The 14635-nt window shown below is 71.3% G+C and carries 7 protein-coding genes; 4 read left to right on the top strand and 3 right to left on the bottom strand.

Going from position 1 to position 14635, the window contains the following annotated elements:
* The first annotated feature begins 22 nt into the window (after window positions 1-22).
* The gene (locus WMF44_RS14930) at window positions 23-379 is read left to right on the top strand and encodes a hypothetical protein (protein ID WP_437299789.1); all 357 of its coding nucleotides are present in this window, start codon (window positions 23-25) and stop codon (window positions 377-379) included.
* 20 nt (window positions 380-399) lie between these two features.
* Here the strand turns inward: WMF44_RS14930 and WMF44_RS14925 are convergent, their stop codons facing one another.
* Window positions 400-5547 (bottom strand): AAA family ATPase, encoded by a 5148-nt coding sequence (locus tag WMF44_RS14925; protein WP_437299788.1) that lies wholly within the window; start codon window positions 5545-5547, stop codon window positions 400-402.
* Between the two features lie 263 nt (window positions 5548-5810).
* Here WMF44_RS14925 and WMF44_RS14920 point away from each other — a divergent pair, with 263 nt between their 5' ends.
* Together WMF44_RS14920 and WMF44_RS14915 are read left to right on the top strand one after the other, a co-directional pair.
* On the top strand, window positions 5811-6452 hold the full coding sequence (locus WMF44_RS14920) for an RNA polymerase sigma factor (RefSeq protein ID WP_437299787.1): 642 nt from the start codon (window positions 5811-5813) through the stop codon (window positions 6450-6452).
* Entirely contained in the window at window positions 6445-7821 is a 1377-nt protein-coding gene (locus WMF44_RS14915; RefSeq protein WP_437299786.1) for a FecR domain-containing protein, read from the top strand. The genes WMF44_RS14920 and WMF44_RS14915 overlap by 8 nt, the downstream gene beginning before the upstream one ends.
* A 147-nt stretch (window positions 7822-7968) precedes the next feature.
* Here the strand turns inward: WMF44_RS14915 and WMF44_RS14910 are convergent, their stop codons facing one another.
* Window positions 7969-10767, bottom strand: a complete 2799-nt coding sequence (locus WMF44_RS14910; protein ID WP_437299785.1) for an RICIN domain-containing protein — start codon at window positions 10765-10767, stop codon at window positions 7969-7971.
* A gap of 1018 nt (window positions 10768-11785) precedes the next feature.
* On the opposite strand from WMF44_RS14910, the gene WMF44_RS14905 reads away from it, so the two are divergent.
* A complete protein-coding gene (locus tag WMF44_RS14905) occupies window positions 11786-12829 on the top strand; it encodes an MBL fold metallo-hydrolase (protein ID WP_437299784.1) in 1044 nt (347 codons plus the stop codon).
* A gap of 52 nt (window positions 12830-12881) precedes the next feature.
* Here WMF44_RS14905 and WMF44_RS14900 read toward each other — a convergent pair whose 3' ends face one another.
* Window positions 12882-14594, bottom strand: coding sequence for a hypothetical protein (locus WMF44_RS14900; protein WP_437299783.1), 1713 nt, complete (start codon window positions 14592-14594; stop codon window positions 12882-12884).
* Window positions 14595-14635: the final 41 nt, after the last annotated feature.

Below are 14635 nucleotides of genomic sequence, written 5' to 3'. Positions count from 1 at the left end.
GCAAACGTGGGAAACTCTCGCGATGGGCAAGGACGAGCCCCCGCAGAACCAGGACACGCCCGCGCCCGCCGCGAATCAGGATGTCGTCTTCATCCATGGCCCCGTCGAGCAGGGGGAAGGCTTCCGGGTGATCCGGAGCCGGGAGGACCGGCTCGAGATCGGCGAGCTGCGGCCCACCGAGCACGGGCGCCCGCTGAACGGGGAGCTCGTGAAGCTGACGCAGCGGTCCGAGCACGCGCGGCTCTTCGACGTGGAGGTGCTCCTCCCGGCGGCGCGCGAGTCGCCCCGGTCAGGCCCCGCTCAGGTCGCGACCGACGCCTACCGCTCGAACTGGGAGGCGATCTTCGGCCCGCGAGAGGCGAGCAAGCTCGCCAACTGAGCGCCCGCGACCGCGGGCCGTCAGCGAGGGGCCATGGCGGCGAGCTGCCGCGCCTGGCCGGTCTTCCGGAGCGCGTACGCGATCCCGCGCTGGAGCGTCCCCTGGACGACGGTCTCGCTGAGATCGATCCCGAGGCTGACCAGCGTCTGCGACACGTGGCCTCGGATCCCGGTGATCACCGCCTCGGCGCCGAGCAGCCGCAGCGCGGTCGCGGCCCGGACGAGCGTCGCGGCGACGCTGCTGTCCACGCCCTTCACGCCCGTGATGTCCAGGATGACGACCTGCGCCGACGTGTCCGCCACGCCGTGCAGCGCCGTCTCGAGCGCCTCGTCCGCCCGCTCCGCGTCCAGGGTCCCGATGAGCGGCATGACCATGATCTGGTCGGTGATCGGGATGAGCGGCGTCGACAGCTCGGCGAGCCGCTCGCGCTGCACGCGGATGAGGTCCTCCTGGAGGGCGGCGCGCGCCCGCTCGGCGCTCTCCCGCTCGACGAGCTCCGCCTCCAGCTGCGCCTTCGCCGCGGAGAGCTCCGCTGTGCGGGCGGCGACGGCCGCCTCGAGCGCGTCGTTGGCCCTGCGGAGCTCGTCGCTCGCCGCCTGGAGGCGCGCGTAGAGCAGCGCGTTCTTCACGGCGATGGCGGCCTGCGCGGCGACCAGCTCGAGCACGTCGAGGCGGGCGGGCGAGAACACCTCGGGCGCGGCGTTGTTCTCCAGATACAGGACGCCCGAGATCTCCCCCTGGCTCACCATGGGCAGCGCGAGCACCGATCGCGGCTTGCGCGCCGCGACGTAGGGGTCGCCGTCGAACCGCCCGTCCTGCGCGGCGTCGGCCACGACGACGGCGCTCCCGGTGCGCATCGCGAGCTCGATCACCCGCGCTGCGGCGGCGCCGCTCTCGCGCACGGGCGTCGACGGGCCGACGCGCACCTCGCCCTCGTCCTCGGCGACGGCCTCCACGCGCGGCCCGCCCTCGTGGTCCAGGATCAGCGCGCCCCGCTGGGCGCCGACGCTCTCGACGGCGAGCCGGAGCAGCCGCGTCATCACGCGGCCGAGGTCGATCTCGCGCGCCACCGCCTGCGCGGCGCGGATGAGCGCCGCCGCGTCGAGCAGCGCCACGCGCCGCGCCACCGTGTCGGTCGTCGACGAGCCGACCGAGGTCAGGCTCGACAGGACGCTCGCGGACGCGGGCTGGCCCGCCGCCGCGCGGGGGAGCAGCTCGACGTACGCCTCCTCCATCTGCCGCAGCTTGGCCGTGGCGCCCCAGCGCGCGTAGGCCTGGTACGCCTCGACGAGGCACGAACGCGCGAGCCACGGCACGCGCCTCGCCGCGAGGAACCTGCCGAAGAGCTCGCTGACGAGCGCGCGGTAGCGCACGTACCCCGCCTTCTCCGCCGCGTCGCTCGCCTGCTGGTAGAGCTCGAGGATCGGCTCCAGCGCCTCCCCGGCGACGCGCGCGCGCTCCGCCCGGACGAGCAGCTCCAGGTGCCGGAGCTCGGGGCAGTCCCGCGCGAGGACGGCGAGCTTGTCGTGGTTCGACGCGAGCATCTCGGCCAGCGCGCCGCCCTCTTCCCCGCTCGCCCGAGGGCCGAGCGCCAGGAGGGTGAGGCAGGTGTAGAGCGGCAGATCGACGATGCCGATGTACTGGCCCGTCACGGCGCGGGCCCGCTCGTGCGCGCGGCGCGCCATCCGCAGCGCGCCCTCGTAATCGCCGTAGAGGTACGCGAGCGCGAGCTTGTTCGTGTAGTAGAAGCCAGCGACGATCGCGAAGGCCATCACGTCGAGCTTCGGCACGAAGGCGTCCTCGTCGAAGCCGGCGTCGCTCAGCGTGCCGCGGTCCAGCGTGCGCCCCTCGAGGTTCTGGATCACCTGCAGCGCGACGGTCTGGACCGCCGTCGACAGCGGGTCCTTCGTGCGGGAGGTGAAGCGCAGGAACCCGCCGACGTCCTCGCGCACGCGCCGGAGCTCGCCTTCCAGGCTGAGCTTCATCTGGGCGACGAGGTTGGAGGCCGCCGACGCGAACATGAAGTCGCCGGTCTCCATCCCGGCGACCCGCGCCCGCTGGAGGACCTCGAGCGCCTCTCGCTGCGGCCTCGAGTGGCTCATGACGACCCCGAGGTTGAAGTCGACCTTCGCCCTGATGGCGTCGACCCGGTACCTCTCGTTCAGGGCGACGCCCATCCGCACGATCCTGTAGCCCTCATGCGGCTGGCCCCAGAACGCGGCCAGGTAGAAGCCGTGGAGCGCGTACGCCACGCTGGCCATCGGCGAGATCCCGTGCCGGAGCGACAGGTTCGTCATCCTGACGGCGAGGAGCTGGGCCAGCGGCAGGTTGACGATGTACGCCGAGGGCGAGCCGTAGCCGAGCATCTCCACCACGATCCTGACGCGCGGATCGGCGAGCTCCGGGCCCGCGACGATGTCCTCGCTCCGCCGGGCGGCGAAGCCGCGCTCGGCCTCGGCGAGCTCCGCGCGGAGCGCGGCGGCGAGCGCCTCGCCCTCGGTGGGCACCTCCACGCCGAAGAGGCGCAGGCCCTTGAGCGCCACACCGAGCGAGTCCCCCCAGCGGTGCTGCGCGTTGTAGAGGACCATCCGCAGGCAGTAAACGCGCGCGCGCTGGACATCCGACGTGGCGCGCTCGAGGAGGGCGTCGAAGAGCGCCTCCGCCTCGTCGCAGCGGCCGCTCAGGTACGCGCACTCGGCCTTCGCGGCATAAATGTCGAAGATGTCGAAGACGTCGAAGGCGAGGCCCGCCTCGCCGGCCCACGGATCCGGGCCGAGCGCGGACGCCGCGGCGCTCAGGTAGCCGAACGCGGCGTCGTACGCGGTCGCCGCCTGCGCGCGCCGCCCCGCGGCCAGGTTGAGCCGCACGAGCTCGCCGCGCTCCGCCGGATCGTCGATCGGGGCCGGGGCCAGGTTCAGGTGGCCGACGACGACGAACAGATCCTCGTCGCTCGGGTCCTCGCCGAGGCTCGCCGCGAGCAGCCGGCCGATGCGGCAATGCAGCCGCTTCCGCTCCGGCTCGTCGATGAGCGCGTGCGCCGCCTGCTGGACGCGATCGTGCAGGAACCGGTACGAGACGCGGAACGAAGGGTCCTCGAGCAGCCTGCCCGCGACCGCCGCGTCGCCGGCGTGGACGAGGCGGTACTCGGGATCGAGGGGCACGACGAGGCCCGCCCGCAGGGCCTCCCAGAGGGCCGCGGCCACCTCGCCCGGGGGCTGCTCGGCGGCGAGCGCGAGCGTCCGGAGGTCGAAGCGGTGGCCCACGCAGGCGGCGAGCCGGAGGGCGCGCTGCGCGCCGGGCGCGAGCCGCCGGATCTTCGCGGCCATCAGCTCGACGACGCCCTCGGCGCCCTCCGCGCTCCGGGCGCGCTCGAGGCTCCACGCCCACGCCCCCGCGGCCGGATCGAAGCGCACGATCCCCTCGCCGGCGAGGGCGTGCAGGAGCTGGTGGATGAAGAACGGGTTGCCCGCGGTCCGCTCCAGGATGAGCGCCGCGAAGGCGTCCGTGTCCTCGAGGCGGCAGCGCAGGGCGTCGGCGAGGAGCCGGCGGATGTCCTCGATCTCGAGCGGCCCGAGCCACACCTCGGAGGCGGACGCGCCCGCCGCCCGCAGGCCGCCGACGAACCTCGCCAGCGGGTGGGCGTCGTCGACTTCCTGGTCGCGGTAGGCGCCGATCACGAGCATCCCGCGGACGTCGGGATCGGTCATCAGGAGCTCGAGGAGCTTCAGCGAGGCCGGGTCGGCCCACTGGAGGTCGTCGATGAAGAGCACGAGGAGGTGCTCCTCCGTGACGGCGCGGACGAAGGTCTGAAACGCCAGGCTGAAGCGGTTCTTCGACTCGCTCGGCCCGAGCGGCTGCACGGCGGGCTGGGGTCCGACGACGCGCTCGAGCTCGGGGATCACGTCGACGACGACCTGCCCGATCGAGCCGAGCGCGGCGCTCAGCCGGGCCTTCCAGCGCGCCACGGACTCCTCGCCCTCCGACAGGATGCGCTCGCACAGCTCGCCGAACGCCCGCGCGATGGCCGCGTAGGGGGTGCGCTGCCTGAGCTGGCCGAACTTCCCCGAGACGAAGTACCCGGGCCGCCGCGCGAGCACCTTGTAGACCTCGCGGACGAGGGCGGACTTGCCGACGCCGGCGTGGCCGGAGATGAGGAACAGCTCGACGGCGCCGGCGCCGGCCGAAGCGCGCTCGCACGCGGCCACGATCGCCTGCGCCTCGGCCTCGCGCCCGTAGAGCTTCTCCGGCAGCCAGAGCCGGCCGCCCGCGTCGCGCTCGCCGAGCGGGAAAGGATCGACGCGGCCGTCGGCCTCGTACCTCCGGAGGCACTCCTCGAGATCGGCGCGCAGCGCCTCGGCGCACGGGTACCGATCGTCGGCGGCCTTGGAGAGGAGCTTCATGACGAGATCGGAGACGACGCGCGGGATCTCGGGCGACGCGGCGTGCGGCGGCGCCGGCGTCCTGGCCAGGTGGCAATGCACGAGCTCCATGGCGCTCGGCGCCGTGAACGGAGGCGCGCCCGTGAGCAGCTCGTAGAGGGTGACGCCCAGGGAGTAGAGGTCCGTCCGGCAGTCGAGGCTGCGGTTCATCCAGCCCGTCTGCTCGGGTGACATGTACGGAAGGGTCCCCTCCGCGGCGCCCGGGTTCTCGGCCCTCGGCGCCTCCTGCGACAGGCGCGTCGCGATCCCGAAGTCGGAGAGCTTGACCACCAGCGGATCGAGGCGGACGAGGATGTTGTGCGGCTTGACGTCCTTGTGGATGATGCCCGCGTGGTGGAGCGCCGCGAGGGCGTCCGCGACGTGAATGCCGATCCGAAGGGTCGTGCCCAGGCCGAGCCGCTCGCTCCGCGAGACGATATCGAGCGACGCGCCGCCGAAGTCCTCCAGGACGAGCACGGGCCCCCCGTCGCTCTCCTCGACGTCCAGGACGCGAAGGACGCCCGGGTGCGCGATCTCGCGCGTGATCACCAGCTCGTGGCGGAGCCTCGCGATCGCGCGCGGCGACGCCCGCCCGGCGCTCGGCCCCTTCAGCACGACCGGCTGCCCGTCCGACGCGCGGCGCGCGCGGCACACGGTGATCATCGTCCCCTCGTGGAGGGTGGCCTCCGCGGCGTAGCCCTGCGGTGAGCTCGCCGATCCGATGACATGAACCGCCCCGGGTGTCGTCATGCGTACAGGTTACAACCGATACGGAACGTGCCGTGAGAACGTTCACACAACGTCGGGAGCCGCCGCGGCCGCAATCAGTAGCCCAGCGCACATGGTATCGATATTCCTCAATCGTTACCTTGTCTCGATCTCCTCCGGTGCGCGGGCGTGCCGAATCTTGAGCCGCGGTGGACCTCTGGAGAACACTGCTGGGCGTGTTCCCGACGCGCCGGTCGACCGTCCCGCCCTTGACAGCGGTCGCGCCCTTCACGCAAAGGCGAGGCGTGCAGGCGCTACCGCTGACGGCGACCGACGACGAGGCGCTCGCGCGCGCCGCCGCGCAGGGGCACCCGGGCGCCGCGCCGATCCTCTGGCAGCGGTTCGCGCCGCTCGTGCGCCGGATCCTGACGCGCACCCTCGGGCCGGGCGACGAGGTCGACGATCATGTGCAGGACACGTTCCTGCGCTTCTTCCGCGTGGCGAAGGACCTCAGGGACCCTTCGCTGCTCTCGAGCTTCATCGTCGGCATCGCGGTGCGCGTCGCGCGCGCCGAGCTGCGGCGCAGGCGCGTGCGGCGCTGGCTCCAGCTGTCGCCCTCGGGCGAGCTCCCGGACATGGGGGGCGCGCAGCAGGATCCGCAGGGGCGCGCGGCGCTCACGCGGCTCTACCGCATCCTCGACCAGGTCGACGACAGGTCCCGGACGCTCTTCGTGCTGCGGTTCATCGAGGGGCTCGAGCTCACCGAGATCGCCGCCGCGCTCGGCTGCTCGCTGGCCACGACGAAGCGCCACCTCGCGCGCGCGTCCCACCGGATCCTCACCGCCGCGGAGCGCGATCCAGCGCTCTCGGCCTACCTCACCAAGGCCCCGCAGGACCTCGATCGGCCCGGGGCCCTCCCCGCCGACGGAGGAGATCGCGATGAATGAAGCGGAGAAGCTGAGCCGGCTCGCGGACCTCGTGCGGAGCGGCGTCCCCGCGGACGCCGGCGCGGCGCACGACGCCGCCGAGCGCGCCCGCTTCGTGGAGGCGGTGAGCCGCGGCGCGGGCCGCGCGGGAGCCCTGGGCCGCGTGGGCTCGTGGCTGCGCGCCTCGCCGCTGTGGAGCGCGCTCTCGGGGCGGCCGCGGTGGAGCTTCGCGCTCGCCGGCGCGGCGGCGTTCGCGCTCGCGCTCGTCGCGCTCTGGCCGGCGCGGCCGCTCGACTACGCCGTCGAGGGCGCGCCTTCCGCCGCGGGCCGGTACATCGCCGCGACGGCCGGCGGAGAGGCGCGGCTCCGCTTCACGGACGGCACCTCCGTCGCGCTCTCGCCGGGCAGCGCGATGCGCGTTGTCGACGTCGACGCGGCCGGGGCGCGCATGCTGCTCGAGGACGGCCGCGCGTCGCTGCGCGTCACGCGGCGGCCGGAGGCGCGCTGGTCCGTCGAGGCGGGGCCGTTCGCGGTGCTGGTCACCGGCACGGAGTTCGACGTGTCCTGGAGCCGCGGCGACGGCACGCTGCGCGTCGATCTGCGCGAGGGGAGCGTGACCGTACGCGGGCCGCTCGCGCCCGACGGGCTGCCGCTCCGCGCCGGGCAGCGGCTCGTGGCGCGGATGCGCGAGGGCGACGTGCAGATCTCGAGCGGCGACGCCGCGAGCGCGGCGGACCCGGCGCCGAAGGCGCTGCCGCCCGCGGGCACGGCGGCGCAGCCCCGGGAGGAGAAGACGACCATCGGACCTGGCGACGCTGGGGGCGGCGACGCCGGGGCCGTACGGCCGGAGGGCTCGCGGGCAGAGGGGGCGCCCGCGAGCTCTCCGACGGACGGTGCGGGGCCGGCGGCGCCGGCCGGCGCGGCGGCGGCGCCGAGCTGGGCCCAGCGCGTGGCGGCGGGGGATTTCCGGGCGGTCCTGGCCGAGGCGGAGCAGCGCGGCCTCGGGGGGGTGCTCGAGCGGGGCTCGCTGGACGACCTTGTCGCCCTCGGGGACGCGGCGCGGTACGCGCGGCGCGGCGACGTGGCGCAGCGCGCGCTCTCGGCGACGCGCAAGCGGTTCCCGGGGACGAGCCAGGGCAAGGCGGCGGCCTTCCTGCTCGGCCGCCTGATCCACGACGGCGGCTCGCCCGGGGCGGCCGTCGCCTGGTACGACACGTACCTTGCCGAGTCGCCTGGCGGCCCGTTCGCGGCCGAGGCGCTCGGCCGGAAGATGGTGGCGGTCGAGCGCACGGCCGGCCGGGCGGCGGCGCGCCCCGTCGCGGAGCTCTACCTGAAGCGCCACCCTCGCGGCGCGCACGAGCCCGTGGCGCGCGATCTCCTCACGCCGTGACGCCCGGCGGGTGATTCACCCGTTCTGGCATCCATCGTTTGAGCCGATCGGGAGCTGGGAAGGCGGAGGCCCGAGGGAGGCAATCCGGCACGCCCTCTCGCGCGCCGCGCTGCCCACCTCGGACCGGTGAGCTCGGAAGTGAAGGTGCTAGTTCGAGCGGGTCAGCGGGTACTTGTAGAAGTTCTGCGCCCACTCGATGGTCCAGATCGTCGGCTCCACGTACACGTTCTTGTCCGCGCCGAGGATCATGCCCCGCTTCATCTTCGCCATCGCCGTCAGGAAGACCTTGCGATCGTCCTCCATGCGCGGCCGCATCACGGTCGACGGGGGATACAGCTCCTTGACCTGAGCCACCGTCGCCGCGTCGTTGATCCACCCGTCGACCCCGTGCTCGCCCTTCGGGAGGCGCGAGCCGCCGGCGTCCAGCCAGTCGCGCAGGTCGTTGTTGCCTCGGTTCATGCCGTCGGCATGGCAACCGATGCAGGAGCTGCCGGTGTTCAGGCGGCGATCCTGGGTGGCGAAGCCCAGCGTGCTGTTGATCTGCGCGTCCGAGGCGTTCCGGAGGAGGCGTGGATCGCGCACGATGTTGCCGAAGGCGTCGACGCGGCGCTGGTTGATGCCGCCCCAGAGGGAGTACCCCTGAAGGCCGTTCGGCAGATCCCAGATCACCTCCTCCGCCGACTGCTGGAGCCCGTCGGTCCCGGTGTAATAGCGGCAGTTCAGGTAGCTGCCGCCCGCGTAGCTCGGCGCCCCGTCGCACCCCGGCGGCTCCGTGCCGTTCGGCTGAGCCAGCGTCGCGATGAAGCTGTAGTTGCTCGCCGAGCCGCCGGCCCCGCTGATGAACTTGGGGATCGGGTGCGCCCAGAAGGGGAACCGGATCTGGCCTGTGTCGTACGCCTGCTCGATGGTGGTCACGCCGTCGAGCTGCCCGGAGAAGACGTCCCACGTCTTCCAGTAGTACCCGCCGCTCTTCGTCCTGGCCCTGTAGTACATGCGGGAATCGACGGTGATGGCCTGCTTCGTGAGCATGTACTCGTACGACTTGATCCCCGCGTCCTTGATGACGCCGAGCTCGGCCTCGAGATCCTGCGCGTACCAGGGGATCGCCATGATGGCGTTGTAGACGTCCGGGCGTGTCAGCGTGTAGACGAGCTGGCTCGCCTCGATGTAATCGGTCTTGAAGCCGTTGACGTTCGGCGGCAGCACCTGGCTGTCCGTGGCGCCCTCCACGTTGCCGGCGAGGACGCGCCCCCAGACGAGCCTGGCGAAGCTCGGATCCACCTGGACCGTCGAGGTGTATCTGTACCGCTCCCTGAACGTGACGTCGGAGCCGACGGGCTCACCCAGGTAGTTGACCGAGGTCCTCCCGAAGAAGACGTCGTCGTCCGATCCGCCGAAGTGGAGCTTCGTGACCCCCTTGTTGTAGCCCCAGTAGTTGCGGGTATCGAAGCGGTAGACCATGCCCTTGCCGTTGATGTCCACCGGGTTGACGATCGTGGGGGCCCAGCGCGCGGTCGAGTTCAGGGCCTTCGACAGCCCCACGCGGGCCACGTTGAGCTCCTCTGCGCTGACGCCCGCGTTGTGGAGCTCGTGCAGCGAGGCGTACTTGATGAACTCCGCGTCCGCCGCGGCGACCGTGGCCTTGTCCGTCGCGATCCACGCCTTCACCTGGTCCTCGGTGACCTTCTCGCCGGCCGCGACGGGGCGCGGGGTGGCCGGCAGGGTCGGCGCGACGGCGTTCGCCCACGCCGTGACGGCGTTGAGCATCTGCGTGTTCGCGTCTCTGCAGCTCGTTCCGAAGCAGTTGTGCCGGTCGATGCCCATCCGGACCACGAGCTTGGAGTCCGCCGGCTTCTTGAAGTTGACGCGCGTGAGCGCGTACTCGTGGGCCAGCGCCGGATCGACGTCGGCGTGCATGGGCGCCTGGGCCTTGCCCGTCGAGCTGTGGCAGCCAGAGCAGTTGGCGGTCAAGAGCGGGTAGACCGTCGTCTTGAAGGCCTCCAGCGACGCGGCCATGTTGAAGTTCATCTCCTTCGGAAGGCAGACGGCCTCGACGTTCTTGCCGCCCTTCCCGTCCGGGAGCTGGCTGTAGCCGAGCGTGCAGCCCGACGCCGGGTTGACCCCCGTGTCGGCGTCGCTGCCGCCGGAGCCGCCCGAGCCGCCAGCACCGCCGGAGCCGCCAGCACCGCCGGAGCCGCCCGCACCGCCCGAACCACCGACGCCGGTGCTCGCGCTGCTGGAGCTGGTCGCGCTGCTGGAGCTGGTCGAGCCGCCAGCGCCGCCAGCCCCGCCCGAACCACCTCCGCCGGTGCTCGCGCTGCTCGAGCTGCTGCTCGCGCTTGAGCTGCTGCTTGAGCTGCTTGAGCTGCTGCTCGCGCTGCTTGAGCTGCCCCCCACGACCTTGAACGTGAACTTCTGGTTGTCGCCGTTCGCCCAGCTGTACTGCTGGAGGCCGGCGCCTTCCGCCGTCGATCGCCCGATGACGTCGAGCGCCTTGTTGCTGTTTCGGGCCATGATCCGCTGGGCGTTGTTGCCGACGTCCACGAACGAAAATTGCTGGCTCGTGGCGTTACCGCAGCTGGATTGGACCACGGAGGCACCGTTCGCCGTCGATCCCCCGTTGATCCCGAGGCAGAGGCCGCTGTTCACGTTCCGCAGCCGGAAGTATCCGCTCCCCGCGGACTCCGCCCGGAACTGCTGTCGCGTGGCGCCGTTGCACGTGGCGATCTGCGCGGCCGCCGAGCTCGCCGTGCTGCCCCCGCGTATCTCGACGCACTTGTTGCTCTGCACGCCGACGAGCGTGTAGGCCGCGTTCGGGTCGATCGTGAGGCTCTCCCCGAGCGCGTCGCCTTGCTCGCTGCCGGTGTCGTCCAGACCAGCGATGCATGAGACGGCGAGAAGGCTCGTCGCGGAGGCGAGCAAGGCGCCCCTTGATGCGAATCTCATGTTGTTCTCCTCTGTCAAGTAAGAAGTACGGTCTATCTACAGCTCGACGCTGCCCTTGCGCTGGTCAGGGGCTCTCGACACGCAATGCGCGATGGAGGCTCCGGAGGGACGGCCGCGGGCTTCATCGGTCATCACCCCCCCAGGGGATCTCGATCACGAGGTGCGGAGCTGGAGGACTCGTTCAACAGGCGGTCAGGCACCGCTAAGAGGATTACTCTTGTCCCGTATCGTGTTGCGAGTCAAGCCCATCATGCGTCCCACCGCGTCATTTGTGTGGTCGTTTGCATGGGCTTGCATGGGCTTTTGCATGGGCTTTTGCAAGATCGTTTACGTGAACGTTCACATGGCCGTTCACATGACTGAACGCAGGATCGTTTGCGCGATCGTTTATAAATCCGCGCAAACACGCACAATTTTGCGCATCTCCGCGCCGGTCCCCCGCCCCCGATCGTCGTCACTTTGCCGCGCACCTGTCCGTCTCGTTCACTTTACCGGCATTTATGAACGACTATTTACGAAGCCACGACCACGACAGTTGATGACCAATGACCTGTGCCGCAATGTCCCACATTGACCGAGACATTTGGCTTCTCGCGCCCTCTTCGCCCGTGTCACTGAACCGGTCGAGTCTCGCCTGAACGAGAGTTGCCGCGGCACCCCTGGATCGTCGGATGACCAGGGATTCGCCGTGCGTTGATTCCTGCACAAATCCAGGCAGGTCGCTCCCCGAGGCGGTACCCGAGGGGCACGGGGCGGATCGCCGAGGCGCCAGGGCACGGAGCGAGCGTCAGGCGATGGTCAACATTGACAAGTCGAGAACAATTTGTCAAGCTCAGGCCTTGACGGTCGGCGCGCCGATCCCAAAGCTCGTCCGGTGCGTGAGCGAGCCACCCTGGCCGAGCGCGCGCTCCACCCGGAGGAGCCCACGCCTCCTCCGGCGACCAGGCCGCGGAATGGTCGCCTTCAAGGTCGTGTTCTGTCTCGCCAGACACCGCGCCTGGCAGGAGGTCGTCCCCTCATGAACGATTCACGGCGTCGCAAAGGGCTGCGGCTCGAGCGGGCGCGCGCTTCAGCCCAGTTCAAGGACGGCAAGTTCGAGAACCCGTCGGGCGCCGGGCCCACCATGACCAAGGGCTCGACGCTGCCCGTGCTCGGCGAGTTCTTCTTCCGCCGCGGCCGGCGGGAGCCGCCCGCGCCGCTGCCCGTCGTGCGGCCCCACGAGACCTGGGCCCGGCAGAGCGACACCGGCCTGCGGGTCACCTGGCTCGGCCACAGCACCGTCCTCCTCGAGCTCGATGGCCGCCGGGTGCTCACCGATCCTGTGTTCGGCGAGCGCGCCTCGCCGGTCTCCTTCGCCGGCCCGCTGCGCTTCCACCCGGTCCCGGCCGCGCTCGACGAGCTGCCGCCGCTCGACGCGGTCCTGCTCTCCCACGACCACTTCGATCACCTCTGCGCGCCGACGATCGAGGCGCTGGCCCGCACGCGCGTCCCCATCGTCACGCCCCTCGGCGTGGGCGCGCTCCTCGAGGCGCTCGGCGTCGACCCGGCGCGGATCACCGAGCTCGACTGGCACGAACGCGCGGAGATCGGCGGCGTCCGCTTCACCGCGACGCCCTCACAGCACTTCTCGGGCCGCGGGCCGACGAGCCGCAACGCGACGCTCTGGGCTTCCTGGGTCATCGAGACAGAGCGGCGCAAGGTCTTCTTCTCCGGCGACACCGGGCTGTTCCCCGGGTTCGAGGACATCGGCAAGCAACACGGCCCCTTCGACCTGGTGATGCTCGAGGTCGGCGCGTATCACCCCGCATGGGGGACGATCCACCTCGGCCCCGAGAACGCCCTGACCGCGTTCGAGATGCTCGGCGGCGGCACGCTCCTGCCCGTCCACTGGGGCACCTTCAACCTGGCCCTCCACGACTGGGACGAGCCGGCCGAGACGCTGCTCTCCCTGGCGACCGAGCGCGGCGCGCGCGTCGTGACCCCCGGGATCGGCGCCGCGTTCGAGCCCGAGCGCGTCGGCGCGCCGACCCCGTGGTGGCGCGCGGTCGCGGGCCCGCGGTGACGGACGGCGGCCAGCCCCGTTCCGCCGGAAGGCCGCGCCACGCCTCGCGCTGTCACGCCGCCCGGGGCCTCGTCTCGGGCGAGGGCGGCGTGAGCTGCTCGACGGTGTAGGCGTATTCGTAGGTCTTGCGGAACTCGCGCCAGCTCCGGAGCTGCGGCATCCACTCGTCGTCCCGCAGCGCGCTGAGCAGGAGCAGGATGCGCGACTCGGAGGACAGCCGTATCACGGCGTCGCGCGTCTCCTGCGCCGCCATGCAGAGCTCGAGATCGGTCGCGGTGCGGATCCCATGCGCCTTCAGCCTCGAAAGGATGCTCGACGGCGCGCTCCGGGCCGGCTCGGCCTCGTCTCGCGCGTGGAGATACAGGATGGCCTGATCCACGAGGTCGACCAGGCGCGGGGCCGGGATGCGCGTGCGCAGGATCAGCTCGATCAGGTTGTGGTGCGCGAGGTTCTCGATGTTCTCGATGCCCTCCTCGAGCAGGCGCGCCTTGTCGTAGAGCGTGATGCCCTCGAGATGGGTCAGCGGGTCGCGGTCCTTCAGGGTCGGGACGAAGAAGGTGACCATGCGCGTCTTGAGCAGGTCATGGAGCACGGCGAGCCCGGTGTCCGGGACGATGCCGATGAAGAAGGCGAGCAGAAGCAGGTGCCAGGGCGCGCTGTCGATGGGCGCCGCGCCGCCCGAGGGCGAGGCGCCCTCGAACGTCTTGCTCATGACCCAGGCCAGGATCGTGGCGATGATGATGCGCACGGAGATGTGGCTGTACGCCTTGGGCCCGAGATCCGCCCGCACATAGCGGCGGAATACCATGTTGAGCGCGAAGAAATACGTGCCGAGGAACGCGAACGTGAAGGCGGTCCGGTTGGGGATGAACAGGGAGTGAAGCTCGACCGGCTCGTCCCCAAGCGTCTCCGCCACGGACGCCACCGTCGGCAGCGCCGAGATCACCCAGCCGACCGAGAGGAGGAACGTGCTGAGGATGATCGGGACGAAGAACAGCGGACCGCGCCGGGTGTCGAGCGCGTCCTTCATCAGCGGAGAATAGGCCCGCTCCGCCTCGTCGATCGTGCGGAGCGCGGGATCGAGCCGCAGCACGTCGCGGTGAAACTGCTCCTTCACCACGTTCCGGCGCTGCTCGGCGAACAGAAAGAACAGGAGCGCGGGCAACGTCGCCGCGGCGCCGATGAACAGCGCAAAGAGGAGCAGCAGCGCCATGCTGCGCATCGATAACGTGAAGATCTCGTGAAGGCGCTTCTCGGCCTGCAAGAGGACCGTGGCGGCGGGGATGCCGAACCCGACGAGGCACACCGCCAGCATGCCGATCGCGCGCCAGAACTGGTCGCGCAGCATCAACGCGGTGCTGCGATGGCGATGCCGGGCCCAGCGCTCCAGCGACGGGAACACGGTGAACGCGATCATCCCGACGCCGACCGTGCCGAAGGCCAGGCGGGCCCAGCCGTCCAGGGTGACCACGAACAGCGACGTGAGCCCGCCGAGGACCAGCACCCCCGCGATGGCGGCGGCGTCGAGGCTCGGCTCTTCGGCCTGGACCGGGGCGCGCTTCTCCACATAACCACGCTCGAGCCAGACGCTCAGATCCAGCCCCTGCGCCGCCGTCTCCGTCGTGCGCACCACGTCGAAAGGCGCCACGACGAGATCGCTGCCATCGCGCCTGATGCAGATCCGGCGAGCCGTCTTGTTGACGAGCTCGATCTCCTCGGCGGGCGGCGCCTGCCGCTGCAGATCCTCGAGCTCCCCATCTGCCATGGCGTTTCCCCTCGATCGGCGCGGTCGCCCCTGATCCCTGC

It is taken from the genome of Sorangium sp. So ce426, from assembly GCF_051475585.1.
Taxonomy (GTDB): domain Bacteria; phylum Myxococcota_A; class Polyangia; order Polyangiales; family Polyangiaceae; genus Sorangium; species Sorangium cellulosum_B.
The sequence above is the reverse complement of the archived record's forward strand: the minus strand, read 5'-3'. Positions and strand labels throughout refer to the sequence as shown.